Origin of the sequence: Ralstonia chuxiongensis, from assembly GCF_024158925.1 — a bacterium.
GTDB lineage: Bacteria > Pseudomonadota > Gammaproteobacteria > Burkholderiales > Burkholderiaceae > Ralstonia > Ralstonia chuxiongensis.
Genome location: NZ_JAMYWC010000013.1, coordinates 35,594 through 57,013, shown reverse-complemented (window position 1 = coordinate 57,013; position 21,420 = coordinate 35,594). Strand labels below are relative to the sequence as shown.

General features: G+C 64.3%; 22 protein-coding genes. 14 read left to right on the top strand and 8 right to left on the bottom strand.

Annotation, left to right across the window (positions count from 1 at the left end):
• Positions 1 to 515: porin (locus NKG59_RS25930; RefSeq protein WP_253543096.1), on the bottom strand; the 515-nt coding region annotated here is incomplete at its 3' end.
• Positions 516 to 690: 175 nt separating this feature from the next.
• Here NKG59_RS25930 and gcvA point away from each other — a divergent pair.
• From gcvA to NKG59_RS25910, 4 genes are all read left to right on the top strand, one after another.
• On the top strand, positions 691 to 1,617 hold the full coding sequence (gene gcvA / locus NKG59_RS25925; protein ID WP_045204834.1) for a transcriptional regulator GcvA: 927 nt from the start codon (positions 691 to 693) through the stop codon (positions 1,615 to 1,617).
• Positions 1,618 to 1,694: 77 nt separating this feature from the next.
• Complete coding sequence (locus tag NKG59_RS25920) at positions 1,695 to 2,114, top strand: VOC family protein (RefSeq protein WP_253543094.1); 420 nt, start codon at positions 1,695 to 1,697, stop codon at positions 2,112 to 2,114.
• Positions 2,115 to 2,164: 50 nt separating this feature from the next.
• Entirely contained in the window at positions 2,165 to 2,914 is a 750-nt protein-coding gene (locus NKG59_RS25915) for a 16S rRNA (uracil(1498)-N(3))-methyltransferase (RefSeq protein WP_253543087.1), read from the top strand.
• A gap of 81 nt (positions 2,915 to 2,995) precedes the next feature.
• Positions 2,996 to 3,592, top strand: a complete 597-nt coding sequence (locus NKG59_RS25910; protein ID WP_253543085.1) for a YidB family protein — start codon at positions 2,996 to 2,998, stop codon at positions 3,590 to 3,592.
• Between the two features lie 61 nt (positions 3,593 to 3,653).
• Here NKG59_RS25910 and NKG59_RS25905 read toward each other — a convergent pair whose 3' ends face one another.
• Positions 3,654 to 4,598, bottom strand: coding sequence for a LysR family transcriptional regulator (locus NKG59_RS25905; protein ID WP_045204830.1), 945 nt, complete (start codon positions 4,596 to 4,598; stop codon positions 3,654 to 3,656).
• 202 nt (positions 4,599 to 4,800) lie between these two features.
• On the opposite strand from NKG59_RS25905, the gene NKG59_RS25900 reads away from it, so the two are divergent.
• From NKG59_RS25900 to araH, 6 genes are read left to right on the top strand one after another with little or no spacing between them, the layout of a single operon-like run.
• Complete coding sequence (locus NKG59_RS25900) at positions 4,801 to 6,537, top strand: IlvD/Edd family dehydratase (protein WP_253543084.1); 1,737 nt, start codon at positions 4,801 to 4,803, stop codon at positions 6,535 to 6,537.
• Between the two features lie 26 nt (positions 6,538 to 6,563).
• Positions 6,564 to 7,505 (top strand): dihydrodipicolinate synthase family protein, encoded by a 942-nt coding sequence (locus NKG59_RS25895; protein WP_253543082.1) that lies wholly within the window; start codon positions 6,564 to 6,566, stop codon positions 7,503 to 7,505.
• Between the two features lie 2 nt (positions 7,506 to 7,507).
• Positions 7,508 to 8,446: a Gfo/Idh/MocA family protein gene (locus tag NKG59_RS25890; RefSeq protein ID WP_253543080.1), complete on the top strand. Its 939-nt coding sequence runs from the start codon at positions 7,508 to 7,510 to the stop codon at positions 8,444 to 8,446.
• A gap of 53 nt (positions 8,447 to 8,499) precedes the next feature.
• Positions 8,500 to 9,504 carry an arabinose ABC transporter substrate-binding protein gene (locus NKG59_RS25885; RefSeq protein ID WP_045204826.1) on the top strand — a complete coding sequence of 335 codons (1,005 nt, stop codon included), beginning with the start codon at positions 8,500 to 8,502 and terminating at the stop codon, positions 9,502 to 9,504.
• 57 nt (positions 9,505 to 9,561) lie between these two features.
• Positions 9,562 to 11,091, top strand: coding sequence for an L-arabinose ABC transporter ATP-binding protein AraG (araG, locus tag NKG59_RS25880; protein WP_253543078.1), 1,530 nt, complete (start codon positions 9,562 to 9,564; stop codon positions 11,089 to 11,091).
• A 33-nt stretch (positions 11,092 to 11,124) separates the two neighbouring features.
• Positions 11,125 to 12,135, top strand: coding sequence for an L-arabinose ABC transporter permease AraH (gene araH / locus NKG59_RS25875; RefSeq protein ID WP_253543076.1), 1,011 nt, complete (start codon positions 11,125 to 11,127; stop codon positions 12,133 to 12,135).
• Positions 12,136 to 12,226: 91 nt separating this feature from the next.
• On the opposite strand, the gene NKG59_RS25870 is transcribed toward araH, so the two are convergent.
• From NKG59_RS25870 to NKG59_RS25860, 3 genes are all read right to left on the bottom strand, one after another.
• Complete coding sequence (locus NKG59_RS25870) at positions 12,227 to 12,850, bottom strand: barstar family protein (RefSeq protein ID WP_045204823.1); 624 nt, start codon at positions 12,848 to 12,850, stop codon at positions 12,227 to 12,229.
• Positions 12,847 to 13,278, bottom strand: a complete 432-nt coding sequence (locus NKG59_RS25865) for a ribonuclease (protein ID WP_253543074.1) — start codon at positions 13,276 to 13,278, stop codon at positions 12,847 to 12,849. Before NKG59_RS25865 ends, NKG59_RS25870 begins: the two co-directional genes overlap by 4 nt.
• A gap of 472 nt (positions 13,279 to 13,750) precedes the next feature.
• Positions 13,751 to 16,096: an NADP-dependent malic enzyme gene (locus tag NKG59_RS25860; protein ID WP_253543072.1), complete on the bottom strand. Its 2,346-nt coding sequence runs from the start codon at positions 16,094 to 16,096 to the stop codon at positions 13,751 to 13,753.
• 161 nt (positions 16,097 to 16,257) lie between these two features.
• On the opposite strand from NKG59_RS25860, the gene thiL reads away from it, so the two are divergent.
• Genes thiL through NKG59_RS25845 form a run of 3 tightly spaced genes read left to right on the top strand, consistent with a single transcriptional unit; the run spans position 16,258 to position 18,451 of the window.
• Positions 16,258 to 17,343, top strand: a complete 1,086-nt coding sequence (gene thiL / locus NKG59_RS25855) for a thiamine-phosphate kinase (RefSeq protein WP_253543070.1) — start codon at positions 16,258 to 16,260, stop codon at positions 17,341 to 17,343.
• On the top strand, positions 17,340 to 17,918 hold the full coding sequence (locus NKG59_RS25850) for a phosphatidylglycerophosphatase A family protein (RefSeq protein ID WP_253543068.1): 579 nt from the start codon (positions 17,340 to 17,342) through the stop codon (positions 17,916 to 17,918). Before thiL ends, NKG59_RS25850 begins: the two co-directional genes overlap by 4 nt.
• 32 nt (positions 17,919 to 17,950) lie before the next feature.
• Positions 17,951 to 18,451 (top strand): CinA family protein, encoded by a 501-nt coding sequence (locus NKG59_RS25845; RefSeq protein WP_045204842.1) that lies wholly within the window; start codon positions 17,951 to 17,953, stop codon positions 18,449 to 18,451.
• 1 nt (position 18,452) lies between these two features.
• Here the strand turns inward: NKG59_RS25845 and NKG59_RS25840 are convergent, their stop codons facing one another.
• Both NKG59_RS25840 and pyrF read right to left on the bottom strand, forming a co-directional pair.
• Positions 18,453 to 18,671, bottom strand: coding sequence for a metal transporter (locus NKG59_RS25840; protein WP_082076083.1), 219 nt, complete (start codon positions 18,669 to 18,671; stop codon positions 18,453 to 18,455).
• Between the two features lie 40 nt (positions 18,672 to 18,711).
• Positions 18,712 to 19,527, bottom strand: a complete 816-nt coding sequence (gene pyrF, locus NKG59_RS25835) for an orotidine-5'-phosphate decarboxylase (RefSeq protein WP_253543066.1) — start codon at positions 19,525 to 19,527, stop codon at positions 18,712 to 18,714.
• Positions 19,528 to 19,738: 211 nt separating this feature from the next.
• Here pyrF and corA point away from each other — a divergent pair, with 211 nt between their 5' ends.
• Positions 19,739 to 20,701, top strand: coding sequence for a magnesium/cobalt transporter CorA (corA, locus tag NKG59_RS25830; RefSeq protein WP_045204817.1), 963 nt, complete (start codon positions 19,739 to 19,741; stop codon positions 20,699 to 20,701).
• 12 nt (positions 20,702 to 20,713) lie between these two features.
• Here corA and mtgA read toward each other — a convergent pair whose 3' ends face one another.
• Positions 20,714 to 21,418 carry a monofunctional biosynthetic peptidoglycan transglycosylase gene (gene mtgA / locus NKG59_RS25825; RefSeq protein WP_253543064.1) on the bottom strand — a complete coding sequence of 235 codons (705 nt, stop codon included), beginning with the start codon at positions 21,416 to 21,418 and terminating at the stop codon, positions 20,714 to 20,716.
• Positions 21,419 to 21,420 lie beyond the last annotated feature (2 nt).

Below are 21,420 nucleotides of genomic sequence, written 5' to 3'. Positions count from 1 at the left end.
AAGCCGCCCCAGGTCGGGCTCTGGTATTCAACGATGTTGTTGGCACCCTGCCAGTTGCGCCCGCGCACCAGCGTGGCCGAGCCGATGAACTGCTGGCCGGTCGGGTCCAGGAACCAGACGTCGTTGCTGATGAAGAGGTTCTTGCCAGCCGTCAACGTGCCCCAGGTCGGGCTGGACAGGCCGACATACGAACGGCGGTTGAAGAGCGCGTCACCGTTGGTTTTGCCCTGGGCCGCGCCAAAGCCGGATTCCAGCCGGAAGACCGCCTGCAGGCCACCGCCCAGATCCTCTTTGCCCATGAACCCGAACATGCTCGTGCCCCACTGGTTGTCGGCGGCGCGCCAGAGGCTGCCGCCCGGCGAGGTCGCGGTGGGAGCGACGTTGTTCTGGTAGTCGATGCCGCTGGCGACGCGGCCGTACAGCGTGACGTTGGTTTGTGCGAGGGCGGGAGCGGTCCAGCCAGCGAGCGCGAGACCGCACACCAGCAATCCGCGAACAGCGGTGGTTCGATTCATGACGTCTCCTGAAATGTTTTTGTAGGCGGGGTCCGGTGCGGCGCGCGGTTTGAGATCGCTGGAGGCACACACCAAGCATCGTCACCGGCCCCAGGCGCATTTGTAGTCGGCGCGGCCTTAACGTGGCAAACTACAAATTCTTCGTTGGACGTTAAATTTTTCTTAACGAGAACGCATGCCCCGGCGCCTCCCTCCCCTTAATGCATTGCGCGTCTTTGAAGTTGCGGGCCGCCACTTGAGCTTCAGCCGGGCTGCGGACGAGCTTTGCGTGACCAACGCCGCTGTCAGCCACCAGATCAAGCAGCTCGAAGATCATCTGGGCAAAAAGCTCTTCGCACGCCGCAACAACCAGCTCACGTTGACAGACGCCGGCGACAATTACCTCCCTCGCGTGCGCGACGCGCTGCGTGCGCTCGAACAAGCCACCGACCTGTTGATGGACACCGCCGATGCGCCGCTGCGCGTGGCCGTGCCCCCAACCTTTGGTGCCAAATGGTTGGTGCCGCGGCTGTACCGGTTCTTCAACCAGCATCCGCACGTGCGTGTCGAAGTCTCGACCGCCGACGTGCAAGACCACGGCCAGTTCGATCTGTGCATCGACGACCGGCAAGTCAACGCGCCCAACCTGCGCGTCGAGTGGTTCACCTCCACCGATTTCTTTCCGGTTTGCAACGCCACGCTGCAGGCTGCCATCCGCATGCCGCAAGACCTCGCCACACACACGCTGCTGCATGAGCGCGGCGGCCGCCATCTGGCGCACCATCCCACTTGGCGGCAATGGCTCGACGAGGTCGGTGTGCCCCACATCGATGCCACGCGCGGGCCGGCGTTTTCCGAAGCCCTGATGGCGCTGCAGGCGGCCATTGACGGCCAGGGCGTCGCACTCGGCCAGGGCATCCTCGTCGAGTACGACATCGCCGCCGGACGTCTGATGCGCCCGCTCGCGACCGAAGCCTCGCTGCGCCTGTCGTACTACCTGATCCATCCGCACCAGGCGGCAGAGCACGCGGGCTTTGCATTGTTCCGCCAGTGGCTCGTCGATGAAGTTGCGCGCAGCGGCGGCCGCGCGCGCAACCAGCCCCCGGCAAGCGAGGTGTTTTGATTTCTTTTTGATTGTGGCGTGGCGGGCGCTCTACACTATTCGTCCCTGGCTGCATTGCGCCGAAGAAGGAGCCCGCCATGAGCTTCCCCCGCCCCGCCAACACCCCGTGGCTTGTCCCGTACCTGACCGTGCGCGACGCATCGGCCGCCATCGCCTTCTATCGCAACGCGTTCGGTTTTGATGTGCAGGATGAAATGCACGACCATGGCCGCCCGATCCACGTCGAGATGACCTACCAAGGCCAGCTCATGCTGATGTTTGCGCCTGAGGGCGTCTTCGGCTCCACCGCGAAAGCCCCGGCCGGCGCGGGCTTTGAATGCCCGCAGAGCTTCCACCTGTATTGCAGCGACGTCGACACCGCGTATCAGAACGCGCTCGACCAGGGCGCCACGTCCATCATGGCGCCGCACGATGCCTTCTGGGGCGAGCGCTACGCCGCTGTGCGCGACCCGGACGGTTATCGCTGGGGCCTCGCCTGCCGCCCAGCGACAGCCTGATCGCTCCATCGCTTGATTGCCTGACCCGATTCACCAAAAGGATTGCTGTAATGGGGCTTCCCCGTTTTTTCGTCGATACGCCGCTTGCCCCCAACACCACCGTCACGCTGCCAGAGGCCGTCACGCGCCACGTCCACGTGCTGCGGCTGGCCGTCGGCGATGACGTCTGCCTGTTCGATGGCTCCGGCAACGAATTCCGTGCTCGGCTCGACGCCATCAACAAGCGCGACGCCGCCGCCAGCCTTGCGGATGCCACGCAGCCCGACACGGAGGCCCGCTACGCCATCACCCTCGCGCAAGGCATTGCCGGTGGCGACAAGATGGATTGGCTGATCGAGAAGGCCGTCGAACTGGGTGTGAATGCGGTGGCTCCGCTACAGACCGAACGCGCCGTGGTGCGCCTCTCCGGCGAGCGTGCCGCCAAGCGTTTGCAGCATTGGCAGGCACTGGTGCAGGCCGCCTGCGAGCAATGCGGCCGAGCCCGCGTGCCGGTGGTTGCACCGGTCGCCACGCTGCGTGACTGGCTTGCCGCCGTCAAATCGACCGACGCGCCGCGCGTGCTGCTGTCACCGCGCGGCACGCAATCGCTCACCCAGTGGGCGGTGCAATCGCGCACGCGCATCGAAGGCAGCGGCATCGTCCTGCTGATCGGCCCCGAAGGCGGTCTTTCGCCCGACGAAGAAGTGCTGGCCGAGGCCGCCGGTTTCTTACCGCTGACACTCGGGCGACGTATTCTGAGAACGGAATCGGCGGCGCTCGTTGCCGTGTCCGCGCTGCACGCCGTGCTCGGCGAGTTCTAAGTTCTGACGACGAAACACTGACCGTTTGATCCCCCGGCGGGCCTTTCCCCCATGCCCGCCACTGACCAAAGGAGCTTCATCATGGGTCTACTCGATTCGATTCTCGGTGGCGGCAATGACGCCAGCGGCGCGCAATCGTCCTTGCTGGGCAACAAGAAGGTGCTGCTTGCCGTGGGCGTGCTGGCTTACCTCGCGATGAAGCACAAGTCGCAAGGCGCAGGCGATGCAGCCGCACCGCAAGGGCAGGAAGATCAGGGCGGCGGCCTGTTCGGTTCGTTGGGTGGTTTGCTGGGTGCGGCAGGCGGTGCCGGCGCGCTGGGCAGCCTGCTCGGCGGCGCTGGCGGAGCGGGTGGCCTTGGCGGTCTGCTCGGCGGTTTGTTGGGCGGCGGCGGCAATGCGGACCAGGCGGCCGTCGGAGGCCTCGGGCCGTTGCAGCAGATCCTGGAGCAAGCCGGCCTGGGCGAACAGGTCAAATCGTGGATCGGCAATGGCCAGAACCTGCCGGTGTCGGGCGAGCAGATTACCCAAGCACTGAGCGGCACGGGTGCGCTGGAGGAGGTGTCAAAACTGGCCGCCCACTTCGGCATCAACGAGGGCGATCTCGCCAACCAGCTCGCCGAAGGCCTGCCCGAAGCGGTCAACCACCTCACGCCGCAGGGCGCAGTGCCGGCGGCCTGAACGTTTTTCGCCGCACAGAAAAAAGCCCGCGATTGCGGGCTTTCTTTTTTAGCGCGGGCAGTCAACCCGCACCGTAGGCCGTTCGGCCCGCGTCGCGCAGTGCCTGCACCACATGCAGCGCCGCCGGAGACAACAACCGGTCCGTGCGCGTGATGATGCCGAAGTCATCCATCTGGCACGGCATCGGCAACGGAAGAATCGCGAGCATCTGATACGTCGCGTAGTACTGCGCGACGTCAGCGCCGATCACGGCCAGCATGTCGCTCTGCTCCAGGATGCGCGTCAGGAAGAGCAGCGCTGAGGTTTCCACCACGCTGGACGGCGCTGTCAGGCTCTCCCGCTGGAACATCAAGTCGAACCGGTGACGCAGCACGCTGCCGATGGGCGGCACCACCCAGGTGGCCGGCTGCACGTCCGCGAGCGTCAGCGATGGTTCCGCCAGCAGCGGATGCCCCGGCCGCGCCACGGCAACCACCGGCTCGTCGGCCAGCGGCTCGTAGCGCAGGTGCAGCTTGTCGTGCTCGGCAAACAGGCGGCCGACCACCAGGTCGAGCTTGTCTTGCGCCAATCGTTCCAGCAACACGTTGCTGCTTTCGATTTCCAGCGACACCCGCAGCCCCGGATGCTCGCGTGTGATCTGTGCCACCACCGGCGGCAGGAGCCGCACGCCCGGCGACGTGATGGTGCCCACCGCCACGTGCCCGAGGTGTCCTGCCTTGAGCCCGAGCACTTCCTCCTGGGCCTGGTCCAGGCTGCCGACCACGGCGCGTGCGTGGCGGATCAGCGCATCGCCATAGCGCGTGGGCCGCATGCCGCGCGGCATGCGCTCGAACAGCTGCACATCCAGCATGGCTTCCAGCTCGCGCAGCAGCTTGGAGGCGGCGGGCTGCGTCATGTTGAGCGCGGCGGCCGCCCGGTGGATGTTGCCCTCCTCGGCCAGGGCAATCAGCAGCAGCAGTTGTCGCGTCTTCAGGCGCGCACGGACGTACCAGGGGCTGTTCGACATCGGGTCTTCCTCGAGATATCAAATCGGATATCGGTCACGGCCAATATTTCATTGGAAGGATATCAGGGCGCTCCGTACACTCGGTCCGATCAAAAAACCACAACCACACCGGAGACAACGGACGTGCCGCGCGGCCCGCAAGTGCCACGCAGCCGATCGATGCGCGCGCGCCTCGACTACCACGTCCGTGACACACGCACCCATGTCGGAATCGAAACCCAAGCTGCGCTCGGCCCAATGGTTCGGCACCGCCGATAAGAACGGCTTCATGTACCGAAGCTGGATGAAGAACCAGGGCATCCCCGATCACGAATTCGACGGCCGCCCGATCATCGGCATCTGCAATACCTGGTCGGAACTGACGCCGTGCAATGCGCATTTCCGCAAGCTCGCCGAGCACGTCAAGCGCGGCATTTACGAGGCGGGCGGGTTTCCGGTGGAGTTTCCGGTGTTCTCCAACGGCGAATCAAACCTACGCCCGACTGCCATGCTCACGCGCAACCTCGCGGCCATGGATGTTGAAGAGGCGATTCGCGGCAACCCGATCGACGCGGTGGTGCTGCTCACGGGCTGCGACAAGACCACGCCGGCCCTGCTGATGGGCGCGGCAAGCTGCGACGTACCGGCCATCGTCGTAACGGGCGGGCCGATGCTCAACGGCAAGCTCGACGGCAAGAACATCGGCTCCGGTACGGCGGTGTGGCAACTGCACGAATCGCTCAAGGCAGGTGAGATCGACCTGCATCGCTTCCTGTCGGCGGAAGCGGGAATGTCGCGTTCGGCCGGCACGTGCAACACGATGGGCACGGCGTCCACCATGGCATGCATGGCCGAAGCGCTCGGCACATCGCTGCCGCACAACGCGGCCATCCCGGCGGTAGATGCGCGGCGCTACGTGCTGGCGCATATGTCCGGCATCCGCATCGTCGAGATGGCGCTGCAAGGGCTGACGCTGTCCAAGATCCTCACGCGCGCCGCGTTCGAAAACGCCATCCGCGCCAACGCAGCCATTGGTGGTTCGACCAACGCCGTGATCCACCTGAAGGCGATTGCCGGGCGCATTGGCGTGCCGCTTGAGCTGGAAGACTGGTCGCGCATCGGCCGGGACACGCCGACCATCGTTGACCTGATGCCCTCGGGCCGCTTCCTGATGGAGGAGTTCTATTACGCGGGCGGCCTGCCGGCGGTGCTGCGCCGACTCGGCGAGGCGAACTTGCTGCCGCATCCCGATGCGCTGACCGTCAACGGCAGGACGCTGTGGGACAACGTCAAGGACGCGCCCATCACCGACGACGAAGTCATCCGCCCACTCACCAACCCGCTGATCGACGACGGCGGCATTCGTGTGCTGCGCGGCAATCTGGCGCCGCGTGGCGCGGTGCTCAAGCCATCTGCGGCGAGCCCGGAGCTGCTCAAGCATCGCGGCCGCGCAGTCGTGTTCGAAAACCTGGAGCACTACAAGGAACGCATCATCGACGAGTCCTTGGAGGTGGATGCCAGCTCCGTGCTGGTGATGAAAAACTGCGGACCGAAGGGATATCCGGGCATGGCCGAGGTCGGCAACATGGGCCTGCCGCCCAAGCTGCTGCGCCAGGGTGTGAAGGATATGGTGCGCATTTCCGACGCACGCATGAGCGGCACCGCCTATGGGACGGTGGTACTGCACGTGGCACCCGAAGCTGCGGCGGGCGGCCCGCTGGCCGCGGTGCAGGACGGCGACTGGATCGAACTCGATTGCGAGGCGGGCACGCTTCACCTGGACATCTCCCCCGAAGAGCTCGCGCGCAGGTTGGCGGCCTACCAGCACCAGCGTTCGCATGGCGAGGCCGGCGGCTACCAGCGCCTGTACGTCAACCACGTGCTGCAGGCGGACGAAGGCTGCGACCTCGATTTCCTGGTCGGCTGCCGTGGCGCCGCGGTACCGCGTCACTCGCACTGAATCGACACACGCGTAGGAGACTGGCTTTGCCAATTGCTCAACCCACCGCGCACGCACCACGCTATCGCGGCATCTTTCCGGTGGTGCCCACCACCTTCACCGAAACCGGCGAACTCGATTTGCCGAGCCAGAAGCGCGCGATCGATTTCATGATCGATGCCGGCTCGGATGGCCTGTGCATCCTGGCCAATTTTTCCGAGCAGTTCTCGCTGTCCGACGACGAGCGCGAAGTGCTCACCCGCACCGCGCTGGAACACGTGGCTGGCCGCGTGCCGGTGATCGTCACCACCTCGCACTACAGCACCCAGGTCTGCGCGCAACGCAGCCGCCGCGCGCAGGACATGGGCGCCGCCATGCTGATGGTGATGCCGCCCTACCACGGCGCCACCTTCCGCGTGCCGGAAGCGCAGATCTACGAATTCTTTGCGCGCGTGTCGGATGCCGTGGGCATTCCGATCATGATTCAGGATGCGCCGGCCAGCGGCACGGTGCTATCTGCGGCGTTCCTCGCGCGCGTGGCCCGCGAGATCGAGCAGGTGGCCTACTTCAAGATCGAAACGCCCGGTGCGGCGGCCAAGCTGCGCGAGCTGATCCGCCTTGGCGGAGACGCCATCGAAGGCCCATGGGACGGCGAAGAAGCCATCACGCTGCTGGCCGATCTGGATGCAGGCGCCACGGGCAGCATGACAGGCGGCGCATATCCCGACGGCATCCGGCCAATCATCGAGGCGCACGCGAAGGGGCAGCACGATCTCGCCTTCGATCTGTATCAACGCTGGTTGCCGCTCATCAACCACGAGAACCGGCAGGCCGGCATCCTTGCCGCCAAGGCACTGATGAAGGAAGGCGGTGTGATTGCCTGCGAGGCATCGCGCCATCCGTTGCCGCCGATGCATCCAGACACGCGCCGCGGCCTGATCGACATTGCCCGGCGGCTCGATCCGCTGGTATTGCGCTGGGGGCGATAGCCATGCACGGTGAACGATCCCCCGTTTCAATCGGCATTGTCGGCGTCGGCAAGATCGCGCGCGATCAGCATCTGCCGGCGCTCGCCGCAGAGCCCGGGTTCAAGCTCGCGGCCTGTGCGAGCCCGCATTCACGCATTGACGGCCTGCCGCACTACCCGACGCTCGACGCCATGCTCGCAGACGAACCCGCGCTGCAGGCGGTCTCGTTGTGCACACCGCCGCAGGTGCGATTTGCACAGGCCCGCGCGGCGCTCGCCGCCGGCAAGCACGTGATGCTGGAGAAGCCCCCGGGCGCCAGCGTGTCGGAAGTTGCGATCCTGGCAGCGCTGGCGCTAGAGCATCGCAGCACGTTGTTCGCCTCTTGGCACTCGCGCCATGCGCCCGGTGTCGAGGCCGCCCGCGACTGGCTTGCAAGCCGCGCCATCGTCTCGGTCGACGTGCAGTGGAAAGAAGATGTGCGCCGCTGGCACCCGAACCAGGCATGGATCTGGGAACCCGGCGGCCTGGGCGTGTTTGACCCTGGCATCAACGCGCTTTCGATCCTGACCCGCGTGCTGCCGCATGCGTTCTTTCTCACGGCGGCCGACCTGTGGGTGCCCGCCAATCAGCAGACCCCGATTGCTGCCCACCTGGCATTCACCGATGCGCGCGGCACGCCGATCCAGGCGGAATTCGACTGGCGACATGACGCAGGCGAGCTGTGGCAGATCGACGTGACCACGCGCGACGGCACCTTGCGGCTGGCACAAGGCGGCAAGCAATTGATCATCGACGGCGTTGAGATCGACGTCGGCCCCGAACGCGAATACCCAAGCCTGTACACACGCTTTCTCGAACTGATCGCCAGCGGCGAAAGCGATGTCGATGTCCGCCCGCTTCAGCACGTGGCCGACGCCATGCTGCTCGGTCGGCGCCATCTGATTGATCCGTTCGTGCCGTGAAGCACGCCCGACTCACGTAGTGCCATAAGAGCCATTCCAACGAGGAGACAACCATGCAACGCAAACTTCGCCGCCTGACCTTATCCGCCCTGGCAGCCACCCTGTGCCTGGGGCCGCTGGCCGCCGCCCTGCCCGCCCACGCCGACGAGCCGCTCAAGATCGGCTTCCTGGTCAAGATGCCCGAGCAGGCGTGGTTCATCAACGAACAGAAAGCTGCCACCGCGCTTGGCCAGAAGGACGGCTTTTCGGTGGTGAACATCGGCACGCCCGACGGTGAGAAGGTGCTGTCCGCCATTGACAACCTGGGCGCACAAGGTGCGAAGGGCTTCGTCATCTGCGCGCCGGACGTGCGCCTCGGGCCGGCTATCTCGGCACGCGCCAAGCACTACAACATGAAGTTCGTCACGGTTGACGATCAACTCGTCGACTCGTCCGGCAAGCCGCTGGCCAACGTACCGCACCTGGGCATGTCGGCATTCAAGATCGGTAACCAGGTCGGCCAGGCCATCTCCGACGAGATGAAGCGCCGCGGCTGGAAGCCCGAGGAAGTGGGCGCGCTGCGCATCACCAACTATGAGCTGCCGACCGCCAAGCTGCGCACCGACGGCGCCACGCAGACGCTGCTGGCCGGCGGCTTCAAGAAGGAAAACATCTTCGACGCGCCACAAAAGACCACCGACGACGCAGGTGGCTTCAATGCCGCGTCGCCGGTGCTGGCCCAGCATGCGGGCATCAAGAAGTGGGTCATCTTCGCGCTCAATGAAGAGAGCGTGCTGGGCGGCGTGCGCGCAACCGAGCAGTTGCACATTCCGGCAGCCGATGTGATTGGCGTCGGCATCAACGGTGCCGGCGAGGCGTTTGCCGAGTTCCAGAAGAAGGAACCGACGGGCTTCTTCGGCACGATTGCCGTCAGCTCGACCAACCACGGCAAGGACAGCGCTGCAAACCTCGTCGATTGGATCAAGACTGGCAAGCAGCCGCCGGCCGATACGCAAACCACCGGCAAGCTGATGGTGCGCAGCAATTGGCAAGAAGTCCGCAAGGAACTGGGCATTTGATGCAACACGCGGCGCGGGCCGGTCCCGCGCCCCACTTGCATCCGCAGAGAGCAACCGATGACAGTCCAATCACTTGATGAGAGCGGCCCACCCGACGCTTCCGCTGGCGCGTACCTGAAGCTTGACGGCATCACTGTGCGCTTTCCTGGCGTGCTGGCGCTCGACCATGTCTCGCTCGACATCCGCCGCGGCGAGGTGCACGGCTTGATGGGCGAAAACGGCGCGGGCAAGTCGACGCTGCTCAAGGTGCTGTCAGGCGTCAACCAACCGGAGGACGGCACGCTGTCGCTCGACGGTATGCCGCAGCAGTTTACGAACACGCGCGCGGCCATTGCGGCGGGCATCGCGATCATCTATCAGGAACTGCACCTCGTGCCTGAGCTGACGGTGGCAGAAAACCTGATGCTCGGCGCGCTGCCCAACCGCTTTGGCGTGCTCGACGAGAAAACGTTGATCGCCCGCGCGCTGCGCGAACTCGAACGGCTGGGGGAGAGGCTTGATCCGGTCCAACCCGTCAAGCATCTGTCGATCGGCCAGCGCCAGATGATCGAGATCGGCAAGGCACTGATGCGCGACGCGCGCGTGATCGCGTTCGACGAGCCAACGAGTTCGCTCTCCTCGCGCGAGACGACGCAGTTGTTCCGCATCATTCGCGCGCTCAAGGCCGAGGGCCGCGCGATCATCTATGTCACCCATCGCATGGAAGAGGTGTACGAACTGTGCGATCGCGTGACCGTGTTCCGTGACGGCCGGCATATCGACACGTTCAACGCCGGCGCGAGCCTCGATCGCGAACGGCTAATCCGCTGCATGGTCGGCCGCTCGATCCAGGACGTGTACGGCTACAAGCCACGCCCGCTCGGCGAGGTGAAGGTCGACGTGCGCGGCCTGATGGGGCCCGGCTTGACCGAACCCGCATCGTTTCGCGCGCATGCAGGGGAAATCGTCGGCTTCTTCGGGCTGGTCGGCGCGGGGCGCTCTGAGCTGATGAAGCTGCTCTACGGCGCGGTCAAACCCACAGCGGGCGAGGTTCACCTCAAAGGCAAGCGCGTTCAGTTCAACACGCCGCGCGATGCGGTGCGCTCGGGTGTCGCGCTCTGCCCTGAAGACCGCAAGCAGGAAGGCATCGTCGCGATCGCCTCGGTGTCGGATAACTTGAACATCAGTTGCCGGCGCCACTTCAGCCGCTTCAGCGTGCTGAACAACCGGCAGGAAGCGCGGACCACCAAGTCGTTCATCGACAAGCTCGCAATCAAGACACGCAACGGTGAAACGCCCATCGGCAAGCTGTCGGGCGGCAATCAGCAGAAGGTGATCCTCTCGCGCTGGCTTGCGGAAGACATCGACGTCTTCCTGATGGACGAGCCCACGCGCGGCATCGACGTCGGCGCCCGCAGCGAAATCTACAGCCTGCTCTACGGCCTCGCCGAAGCGGGCCGCACCGTCATCGTCGTGTCGAGCGACCTGGCGGAAGTCATCGGCGTTGCCGACCGCGTGCTCGTCATGAAGCAGGGCCGCATCGTCGGCGATCTGCCCAGAGAGCACGCCTCGCCTGACACCCTCATCAAACTCGCGCTGCCACGTTAGCGCGCGATTCACGCCCTCATGGAAACCGATCCTATGCAAACGCCATCCACCGAATCCGTGCCGGGCGGCCCGCCCTTGGCCGCCCCGGGCATCCCCAGCCGCGCCGCCCTCACGTGGGAGCTGGTCAACCGATCGGGCATCGTCGTGGTGTTCCTCCTGCTGTTCACCGCGCTGGCGTTCACGGTGCCCGGCTTCGTCAGCAGCCGCAACATCCAGGGCCTGCTGCTCTCCGTCACCTTGATCGGCTCCATCTCGGTCACGATGATGTTCGTGCTCGCGCTCGGCGAGGTGGACCTTTCCGTCGCCTCCATCGTGGCGTTCGCGGGTGTGGTGGCCTCCACGCTCATCACCGCAACCCACAGCGTGGTGCTTGGCGTCGGGGCTGGTGTGCTCGCGGGCGGCCTGGTCGGGCTCGTCAACGGCGTGCTAGTGGCGCGCTACCAGATCAACTCGCTGATCGTCACGCTGGCCATGATGGAAGTCGTGCGCGGCCTCGCCTTCATCACCTCCAACGGCGACGCGGTGATGATTTCCGAAGAGAGCTTCTTCGACCTGGGCGGCGGGTCATTCCTCGGCATCTCGTACCCGATCTGGAGCAATATCGTCGGCTTCGCGCTGTTCGGTTTCCTGCTCAAGAAGACGGTGTTCGGCAAGAACGTGCTCGCCGTCGGCGGCAATGAAGAAGCCGCGCTGCTTGCCGGCCTGCCCGTGACGCGCATCAAAGTCGCTGTGTTCGTTTTGCAAGGCCTGGTGACCGGCTTTGCCGGGGTGATGCTCGCCTCGCGCATGAGCCTGGGCGATCCGAAAACGTCGGTCGGGCTTGAGCTGGGCGTGATCTCTGCCTGCGTGCTGGGCGGTGTTTCGCTCACGGGCGGCGTGGCAACCGTGTCCGGTGTGCTGGTCGGCGTTCTGATCATGGGGTCGGTGCAGAACGCGATGAGCCTGATGAACGTGCCGACGTTCTATCAGTACCTGATCCGCGGCGGCATTCTGCTGCTGGCGGTGTGGTTCGACCGCATTCGCCGCAACAAGCGGGCTGGCTGACCAGCCAGTCGGCACATTCACAAGGCAACAAAAAAGCCCGCATTTGCGGGCTTTTTCATTTCAACGCCGATCAATCAGCGGTCGGGCAAGTTCACGCGAACGAATAGAACACGCGGAACTGAACCTTGCGCTCGCCCCAGAATTCGGCCGCGTCGCGGAATACGTCCAGCAGCACTTCGCGCGCTTCCTTGTCGAACTTGGGCTGGCACGGCAGGCCCTCGAGCACGATGACAAAACCCGGCTGCGGGCCGGCCTTGTAGATCATGTCGGTCAGGCAGTCAGCCAGGGCGTCGAAGTTCTTGCCGAAATGCTTCGGGAACAGGAACTCGCGTGCAATCACGTCAAGCACTTCGCTCTTGGTGGTCGCGGCCGCGCAGTTGGCGTACAGGAAGTGCTGGCCCAGACTGGCCGCCGATTCGGCCAGATCCGCCACGCGAAACGCGCGGATCGACTGCACGATATTCGGACGCACCGTCTTGAACAGGTTCATGGCGTCTTCGCGACCTCCGTCGTCGTCCGTCTGAGTATTGTCCTGCGTCATGATGTTCTGCGGTGCGCTTTGAGGCAACTTGGCCGCTCCCCCGACGCGTGCGCCCAGGGCTTGCATCCCGACCACACCGTCGTACAGATTTTGCGCCTTGTGCCACGCCTCGCGGGCCACGCGCTCATCGCGTGCGGTGAGCGAGTCGTCCAGCCCAAACATGTTGGTCGTCATCGCTGTATCCGTTGAAAACTGTTGTAGTGATCTTCCGTGTAGTAGCAGTCGTTGGCCGCTTGCTGATCGCCGCCGCAAATAATGCGTCGGGCGCCACGGTTGCGTGCCCCTCGCGTCTTCACGGTGTACTCGTGGTAATAGCCACGCCGCTGTGCGGGCAAACGTCGTTCATAGTTACCGAACGTGGTGCCATCTTTTGCATACGGAAACGGGCCGCCCTGCTCAATCAGTGCCAGCGTGCGCTGCGCCTCGTTGGGCAGGTCTACCGGGCGAATGGTTCCCACGGCGGCGGCCATGCCGGTGGTGTCCCGAGCAACCGCATTGACCGGCAGGCCGGCCACCGACAACGCGAGCGTTGCCATCAGCGCGCCACGCGCCATCGCCTGAGATACGGAGCGGCCGATCCACGCTCCAAGTCGCTTTGTCATCAGCAGGCCCTAACGGGAGAATCGCGCCGACCGGAGCCCGGCGCAGGTCACAAGCGCAGGTGGCCGTCCAATAACGATCCGGACAGCCGGTTTGCAGCTGAAAGCGAAGCGGCTCAATGCGTGAGAGGCCTGGCAGGGAATGACAAGTCGGGCGACTGCCGAAGACTTGGGGAATCCTTCCGCCTGCAAAAACCACCCATTGCGCGCACCGAATAAGGCCAACCAGTCAGACGTGTGTACGGAAAACCGCATTTTTTGAAACCCGTCCGGCCGGTTCGGACCTCATGTGCTCAGAAGCACCCCTTCAGCCCATAAGGGTACGCTCATCAATGACAACAATCAACCGACGGTGGAAGTCTGAAGGGTTTTTTGATACGGCTATTTAGTTTGCGGAAATGTGAGCGCACGCAAACTTAGCGAATAAAAAAAGGGAGCGCAGCATCGTGCGCCCCCTTTTTTGGTGCAGTCGCGATCAGCGTTGCGCTTGTGCAGCGGCATCCACGACGGTCAGGGCCGTCATGTTGAGGATGCGTCGCACCGTAGCCGATGGCGTGAGGATATGCACCGGCTTTTTCACGCCCAGCAGGATCGGACCGATGGCGATGTTGTTGCCGGCGGCCGTCTTCAGCAGGTTGTAAGCGATGTTGGCCGCGTCGATATTCGGCATGACCAACAGGTTGGCTTCGCCCTTGAGCGGCGAATCCGGCACCAGCGAGTTACGCAGCTTCTCGTCGAGCGCGGCATCACCGTGCATCTCACCGTCCACTTCCAGGTTCGGGGCACGTTCGCGCAGGATCGCCAGCGCTTCGCGCATCTTGACAGCCGAAGGTGCTTCCGACGAACCGAAGTTCGAGTGCGACATCAGCGCGACCTTCGGCTTGATGCCGAAGCGGCACAGCTCCTCAGCAGCCATGATGGTGATCTCGGCCAGTTCCTCGGCCGTCGGATCGACGTTCACGTGCGTATCCGCCAGGAACACCTGGCGACCCGGCAGAACCAGGCCGTTCATGGCCGCATACACGCAGTTGGTGCCACCCAGGATCTGGTCGATGTAGCGCAAGTGTGCAGCCGTGTTGCTGATCGTGCCGCAGATCATGCCGTCCGCTTCGCCCTTGTGAACCATGACGGCGCCAATGAGCGTATTGCGGCGACGCATCTCCAGCTTGGCGTACTGCGGCGTCACGCCCTTGCGCGCCATCAGCTTGTAATACGTCTCCCAGTAATCGCGGAAGCGCTCGTCGTGCTCGGGGTTGACCACGGCGAAGTCCACGCCTTCGCGCAGACGCAGCCCGAAACGCTCGATGCGGTGGGCGATCACGCTCGGGCGGCCGATCAGGATCGGGCTGGCGAGCTTTTCGTCCACAACGATCTGCACGGCGCGCAGCACGCGCTCTTCTTCGCCCTCGGCAAAGACGATGCGCTTGTTCTCCATCGGCACCTTGCGAGCGGCCGAGAAGATCGGCTTCATCAGCGTGCCCGAGTGGTAGACGAACTGCTGCAGATGCTGACGGTAAGCGTCCATGTCTTCGATCGGACGCTGGGCCACGCCCGACAGCATGGCGGCCTGCGCCACAGCCGGCGCGATCTTGACGATCAGGCGCGGGTCGAAGGGCTTCGGGATCAGGTATTCGGGGCCGAACGACAAGTCCTGGATGCCATAGGCGGAAGCAACGATGTCGCTTTGCTCCTGACGGGCCAGTTCAGCCACGGCGTGCACGGCTGCAACTTCCATCTCACGCGTGATGGTGGTTGCGCCCACATCCAGCGCGCCGCGGAAGATGAACGGGAAGCACAGGACGTTGTTGACCTGGTTCGGGTAGTCCGTGCGGCCGGTGCCCATGATGACGTCGGGGCGCACTTCCTTGGCCAGCTCCGGCAGGATTTCCGGGTTCGGGTTGGCCAGCGCGAAGATGATCGGCTTGTCGGCCATGCGCTTGACCATGTCCTGCTTGAGCACGCCAGCGGCGGACAGGCCCAGGAAAATGTCGGCGCCGTCGATAACTTCTGCCAGCGTGCGCAGGTCGGTCTTCTGTGCGAAGTGCGCCTTGTCCGGGTCCATCAGTTCGGTGCGGCCTTCGTAGACCACGCCAGCCAGGTCCGTCACCCAGACGTTTTCGCGCGGCAGGCCCAGGTCAACCAGCAGGTCAAGGCACGCCAGCGCCGCAGCGCCTGCGCCCGAAGCCACCAACTTCACCTTCTTGATGTCCTTGCCGACGACCTTCAGCGCGTTGGTAATGCCAGCACCCACCACGATGGCGGTGCCGTGCTGGTCATCATGGAAGACGGGGATCTTCATGCGCTTGCGCAGTTCGCGCTCGACGAAGAAGCACTCCGGGGCCTTGATGTCTTCGAGGTTGATCCCGCCGAAGGTGGGCTCCAGCGAGGCGATGATATCGACCAGCTTCTGCGGGTCTTTTTCGTTGATCTCGATGTCAAACACATCGATGCCAGCAAATTTCTTGAACAGACCGGCCTTGCCTTCCATGACCGGCTTCGAGGCTTCCGGGCCGATATCGCCCAGGCCGAGCACAGCCGTGCCGTTGGTCACCACGCCGACAAGGTTGCCGCGGGCGGTGTAGCGGAACGAGTTGGCGACGTCTTCGACGATCTCTTCACAGGCTGCGGCAACACCCGGCGAATATGCCAGGGCGAGGTCGCGCTGGTTCGACAGCGGCTTGGTCGGCGTGACGGAAATCTTGCCCGGGGTCGGAAACTCGTGGTACTCCAGCGCGGCCTTGCGCAAGGCGGCGCGCTGCTGCGCCTTGAGTTCTTCATCCGTGCGGGCGGGCTGCTGAGGCTGGGAATCCACCGTGGTCATGGGTCTCTCGTATCGGGTGGCCAGCGCGCGCGCCGGCCGTCGCATCTAGCGGGCCACCGGGATACCCTCACGAGCGCCACGGGAATACGGTCCGCCTCCTTGGGCCCGTCATTTTATATAGTGAAAAGCGATCTCACAACGGGATTTTGGGTGGGGGTGACATGCGTATTCGCTACAATATTCCACCGTCCTCTCACGGCACCATCGGGCTTGCCCCATATTCTTCCATTGCCGCTGCCGTGTCCAAGCCTGCGAATTCACGCAACTCCGCTCATTCTTCGGCAAATTTGTCCGAATTTGAGCTAATTCGGCGCTACTTCACTCGACCCACGCCAAAAGCAACCTTAGGCGTAGGCGACGACTGCGCCTTGCTGGGGCCTCGCCCCGGGCACGAGTTGGCGATTTCCACCGACATGCTGGTCGCCGGCCGTCACTTTTTTCCACATGCGGAGCCGCGCGCACTTGGGCATAAAGCGCTGGCTGTCAATCTGTCGGATTTGGCCGCGATGGGTGCGGAGCCGCGCGCTTTCACGTTGGCCGTGGCGCTGCCTGAAGCCAACCCTGCCTGGCTTAAACCGTTTTCGGAAGGCCTGCTCGCCCTAGCGGATGCCTTTCACTGTGAACTCATCGGCGGCGACACCACGCGCGGGCCGCTCACGCTGAGCCTGACGGTCTTCGGCGACGTTCCCACCGCTGCGGCACTACGCCGCGACGCTGCCCGGCCCGGCGATGACCTCTGGGTCTCGGGCACCGTAGGCGACGCGCGACTGGCCCTCGGCGCCCTGCGCAACGAATGGGCGCTTACGCCTGACGCGCTCGCACAAGTGCAGCCGCGCATGGACATGCCCACGCCGCGCGTCGCGCTCGGCCTGGCATTGCGCGGTGTCGCCCGGGCAGCGCTCGACATATCGGACGGTTTGTTGGGCGATCTTGGCCACATCCTCACGCAATCCCGCGTCGGGGCGACGATCACGGTCGACGATGTACCGCGCTCGGCGACGCTGGCGACGCAGCCTCTGCCGCTCCAGTTGCAATGCACGCTGGCCGGCGGCGACGACTACGAACTTTGCTTCACTGCTCCTGCCGATGCGCGCGACGCCGTGGTCGCGGCGGGGCAGCGCGCGGGTGTGGCCGTCACCCGCATCGGCCGCATCGACGCCGAAACCGGCTTGCGGCTCGTTGATGCCCACGGCGCGCCAGTCCTCTTCACGCACGGCAGTTTCGACCATTTCTCTTCCGCCTCATGATGTCTTCCGCTCCCTTCCCGCCCTCCAATCCGCCGGGCCAGCCTGAAAGCGTCGTCCTCGAGGCGGGCCAGACCGTGCAGGTGCGGCGCCCGACGGCGCGCTTCATGTTCGGCCATCCGGCACGCATCCTCGCGCTTGGCTTCGGTTCGGGCCTGTCGCCCATCCTGCCGGGCACGGTCGGTACGCTGTACGCGTGGCTGGTCTACGTGGTGTTTGCACGCTGGATTTCCGGGCCGACTTGGCTGCTGATCGCGGCGGTTGGCTTCGTGATCGGCATCTGGGCATGCGCCCGCACCGCACGCGATCTGGGCGTGGCCGATCATGGCGCCATGGTGTGGGACGAGATAGTCGCGTTCTGGCTCGTGCTGGCCTTCGTCACGCCCACCACGCTGGGGGGGCAGTTCGCCGCGTTCCTGTGGTTCCGCTTCTTCGACATGGTGAAGCCCGCGCCCATCCGCTATTACGACCGCTCGCTCAAGGGTTTTGGCGTGCGCGGCGGCTATGGCGTGATGGTCGATGACATTCTCGCGGCGTTCTACACGCTGCTCGTGTTTGCGCTGTGGCGCTCGTTTTGACGTCTGACGTCAGAAGCTTCGAAGGTATTGCAATGGCTGAATCCCGCGCCCTGGCCCAACTGGCCGAACTGGTAGCTGACACGTTGAACAAGCGCAGCCTGATGATGGCATCCGCCGAGTCGTGCACCGGCGGACTGGTGTCTGCCGCCATCACCGATGTATCAGGCTCGTCCGCGTGGTTCGAGCGCGGCTTCGTCGTCTATTCCAATGAAGCAAAATCGCAGATGTTGGGCGTTCCGGCGGCGCTAATCCGCGAACATGGCGCCGTGAGCGAGCCCGTGGCGCATGCCATGGCCGAGGGTGCAGTGCTCAACAGCCGCGCGCAGGTGGCCGTCTCGATTACCGGTGTGGCGGGCCCGACGGGCGGCACGGCCGACAAGCCTGTCGGCATGGTGTGTTTCGGTTGGAGCAACCGCCTGCAGACGCGCGTAGAAACGCGCCACTTCAAGGGCGACCGCAAGCAGGTCCGCCTGCAGGCAGCGGAGCACGCACTGCGTGGCCTGCTCGACTTCCTCGACTCGGCGGAGTCCTGATCTAGATCTCGCTGGGATGATCCGGCCGGCGACGATCTCCGTGATCGTGTTCCGGCTGGTGCTCGTGATCGTGCTCGTGGCGACGGTCGCGATCATGATCGCGACGCGTCGTCTCATGCTCGTGGGTGTCGTCGCGCTCTTTCTCGAGCTTGCGGTCCGGGTCCTTACCGGTCTCTTCCCGGTGCGTGCCGGCAACGGGGCGGTGCGGATGCGTGGTCATGGCGTCCTCGCTCTCACCTCAACCGGACCGACATTGCGGATCAGTTGCGGAACTGGTTGATCTGATCCCTCGTGGCAAGTGCCACGCGGCGGGCGGCATCGGCGAAATCGCTGTCGGTGCTGGCGTAGAGAATGGCCCGAGACGAGTTGATCATCATGCCGGTGCCGTCGGCCGTGCGGCCAGCGCGCACCGTGGCTTCGATGTCGCCGCCCTGGGCACCAACGCCCGGAATCAGAAGCGGCATGTCGCCGACAATCTCTCGCACCTTGGCAATTTCTTCCGGGAACGTCGCGCCCACCACCAGGCCCATCTGGCCGCTGGTATTCCACACGTCGCGCGCACGTTCTGCCACGACCTGATAGACAGGGCGGCCGGCGGTTTCCAGAAACTGCACATCGCTGCCGCCGGCGTTAGACGTGCGGCACAGCACGATCACGCCCTTGTCGGCATGCGCGAGGTACGGCTGCATCGAATCAAAACCCATGTATGGGCTGACGGTGATGGCGTCGGCCTGATAGCGCTCGAAGGCTTCCTTGGCGTAGTGCTCGGCGGTCGAGCCGATATCGCCGCGCTTGGCATCAAGAATGACGGGGATACCGGGGTAGGCCTCGTGGATGTAGTTGATGAGCTGCTCGAGCTGGTCTTCGGCGCGCTGTGAGGCGAAGTAGGCGATCTGCGGCTTGAATGCGCAGACCAGATCGGCGGTCGCGTCCACAATGGCGCGGCAGAACGAGAAGATCGCCCCGCCCGTGCCCGTCAGCGACGCCGGCAGGCGCGACGGGTCAGGATCGAGCCCAACGCACAGCAGGGAATTGTTGCGCTGCCAGGCGGCAGCCAGTTGTTCGGTAAATCGCATGGTGTCGGGAATGTGAGAGCGGCCGGCCGGCCGCATGACTTGTGTGCATTTTACTCGTCGGGCGGCCCGGTGGCGGCATCTTCCGGGCGTGGCGCCTGCCCCACGCGTGCGCGCCAAGCCACCGTTTGTGGCTGAACCTGCCGTCTCTTTACGCTACACTCGGCGCGATTTTTTCGCCGCCCGCTCAACGCCTGCTTCAAGGAAACGTCCAATGATCAACCTGTTCGTCGTGCAAAAAGGCCGTCTCGCGCAGGAACAGGTCGAAGAACGCAGCGAACTGCTGCAGCACAAGCCGATCTGGATCGACGTGATCGACCCCGACGACGAAGAGCTGGCGTGGATCAAGGAAGCCCACGGCGTGGTCCTGCCCGAACTGGAGCAATTGGGGGACCTGGAAGCCTCCGCCCGCTACTTTGAAGGCGAAGACGGCCACATCCATATCCGCACCGATTTCCTGCTCGACGAAGAAACCGCTTCCCGTAACGTGCGCGTGGCCTTCGTCTTGACCAAGGATGTGCTCTTCTCCATCCACGACGAGGATTTGCCCGCATTCCGGCTGGTGCGCATGCGTGCGCGGCTTCGCCCGGGCTCGGTGCGCAACGCCAAAGATGTGCTGATGGATCTGTACGCCACTGACGCGGAATACTCGGCCGACTCCATCGAGGAAGTCTATGAACGCCTCGAAGATGCCAGCAAACGTGTGCTGGCCGATGAGGTGACCGACGCCGCCGCCGCCGATGTGCTGGAGATCATCGCCCGCGTGGAAGACTTGAATGGCCGGATCCGCCGCAACGTGATGGATACGCGCCGCGCGGTGTCGTTCCTGCTGCGCAGCCAGTTGCTCTCGGCCGACCAGCAAGACGAAGCGCGCCAGGTGTTGCGCGACATCGATTCCATCGAGAACCACACGGCGTTCCTGTCGGACAAGGTCAACTTCCTGATGGATGCCACGGTCGGCTTCATCAACATCAACCAGAACAAGATCATCAAGCTGTTCTCGGTGGTGTCGGTGGCGCTGATGCCGCCCACGCTGATCGCGTCGATCTACGGCATGAACTTCAAGGTGATGCCGGAGCTGGACTGGGCAGAAGGCTACCCGTACGCGATCCTGATGATGGTGGTGTCGGCGGCGATTCCGCTGGTGTACTTCCGCCGCAAGGGCTGGCTGAAGTAGGCCTGCGCCGGATTAATCCGGCAGCGTGGCCGAACCCATGCGGTTGGCGATCACGGTGGCCTTGCGCGTGAAGTTGACGTGCACGTTGGCGCAGTAACTCTTCTTGTCGAAGCACTTTGGCGCGGGTAGCGCCGCAGCCAAGCGCGCCGCCTGACCTACGGTGAGCTGCGAGGCCGGGCGCTTGAAGTAATGCTGCGCTGCCGCTTCCGCACCGAACACGCCCTCGCCCCATTCCACCGAGTTCAGATAGATCTCGAGAATGCGTTCCTTGTCGAGCCAGAACTCAAGCATCCACGTGATGACGAGTTCTTCACCCTTGCGCAGGTAGTGGCGCTCGCCTGAGAGGAATAGGTTCTTGGCCAGTTGCTGCGTGATGGTCGAACCGCCCGCGACCACGTGGCCCCGCCGCTTGTTCTTCTCCCACGCGTCGAGCATGGCGTCGACTTCCCAGCCGCTGTGCGAGACAAAATCTGCGTCTTCACTGGCGATGACCGCGCGCTTGAGGTTGCGCGAGATCTGGTCGTAATTGACCCAGCGGTGGTCGACCTTGCACGTGAAGACATTGGCGCCACACAGGCGCATGCGCTCGGCGCGCATGAAGCTGGTGGACGACGGATCGAACACCTGCCAACTTGCGATGGCGGCGAAAAAGTACAGATTGAGCGCGGCCACGCCCGCAACGAAGCAGCCGATCACGTAGCCGAACCAACGCATCATGG

What these genes read in the sequence shown, in the direction of transcription:
- NKG59_RS25885 (WP_045204826.1), top strand. Translation starts at nt 8,500, where the DNA reads ATGCAACGCAAACTTCGCCGCCTGACCTTATCCGCCCTGGCAGCCACC.
- NKG59_RS25915 (WP_253543087.1), top strand. Translation starts at nt 2,165, where the DNA reads ATGGGGCTTCCCCGTTTTTTCGTCGATACGCCGCTTGCCCCCAACACC.
- mtgA (WP_253543064.1), bottom strand. Translation starts at nt 21,418, where the DNA reads ATGATGCGTTGGTTCGGCTACGTGATCGGCTGCTTCGTTGCGGGCGTG.
- NKG59_RS25850 (WP_253543068.1), top strand. Translation starts at nt 17,340, where the DNA reads ATGATGTCTTCCGCTCCCTTCCCGCCCTCCAATCCGCCGGGCCAGCCT.
- NKG59_RS25910 (WP_253543085.1), top strand. Translation starts at nt 2,996, where the DNA reads ATGGGTCTACTCGATTCGATTCTCGGTGGCGGCAATGACGCCAGCGGC.
- araH (WP_253543076.1), top strand. Translation starts at nt 11,125, where the DNA reads ATGCAAACGCCATCCACCGAATCCGTGCCGGGCGGCCCGCCCTTGGCC.
- gcvA (WP_045204834.1), top strand. Translation starts at nt 691, where the DNA reads ATGCCCCGGCGCCTCCCTCCCCTTAATGCATTGCGCGTCTTTGAAGTT.
- thiL (WP_253543070.1), top strand. Translation starts at nt 16,258, where the DNA reads ATGCGTATTCGCTACAATATTCCACCGTCCTCTCACGGCACCATCGGG.
- NKG59_RS25865 (WP_253543074.1), bottom strand. Translation starts at nt 13,278, where the DNA reads ATGACAAAGCGACTTGGAGCGTGGATCGGCCGCTCCGTATCTCAGGCG.
- NKG59_RS25920 (WP_253543094.1), top strand. Translation starts at nt 1,695, where the DNA reads ATGAGCTTCCCCCGCCCCGCCAACACCCCGTGGCTTGTCCCGTACCTG.
- NKG59_RS25840 (WP_082076083.1), bottom strand. Translation starts at nt 18,671, where the DNA reads ATGACCACGCATCCGCACCGCCCCGTTGCCGGCACGCACCGGGAAGAG.
- NKG59_RS25860 (WP_253543072.1), bottom strand. Translation starts at nt 16,096, where the DNA reads ATGACCACGGTGGATTCCCAGCCTCAGCAGCCCGCCCGCACGGATGAA.
- NKG59_RS25905 (WP_045204830.1), bottom strand. Translation starts at nt 4,598, where the DNA reads ATGTCGAACAGCCCCTGGTACGTCCGTGCGCGCCTGAAGACGCGACAA.
- NKG59_RS25870 (WP_045204823.1), bottom strand. Translation starts at nt 12,850, where the DNA reads ATGACGACCAACATGTTTGGGCTGGACGACTCGCTCACCGCACGCGAT.
- corA (WP_045204817.1), top strand. Translation starts at nt 19,739, where the DNA reads ATGATCAACCTGTTCGTCGTGCAAAAAGGCCGTCTCGCGCAGGAACAG.
- NKG59_RS25900 (WP_253543084.1), top strand. Translation starts at nt 4,801, where the DNA reads ATGTCGGAATCGAAACCCAAGCTGCGCTCGGCCCAATGGTTCGGCACC.
- NKG59_RS25845 (WP_045204842.1), top strand. Translation starts at nt 17,951, where the DNA reads ATGGCTGAATCCCGCGCCCTGGCCCAACTGGCCGAACTGGTAGCTGAC.
- araG (WP_253543078.1), top strand. Translation starts at nt 9,562, where the DNA reads ATGACAGTCCAATCACTTGATGAGAGCGGCCCACCCGACGCTTCCGCT.
- pyrF (WP_253543066.1), bottom strand. Translation starts at nt 19,527, where the DNA reads ATGCGATTTACCGAACAACTGGCTGCCGCCTGGCAGCGCAACAATTCC.
- NKG59_RS25890 (WP_253543080.1), top strand. Translation starts at nt 7,508, where the DNA reads ATGCACGGTGAACGATCCCCCGTTTCAATCGGCATTGTCGGCGTCGGC.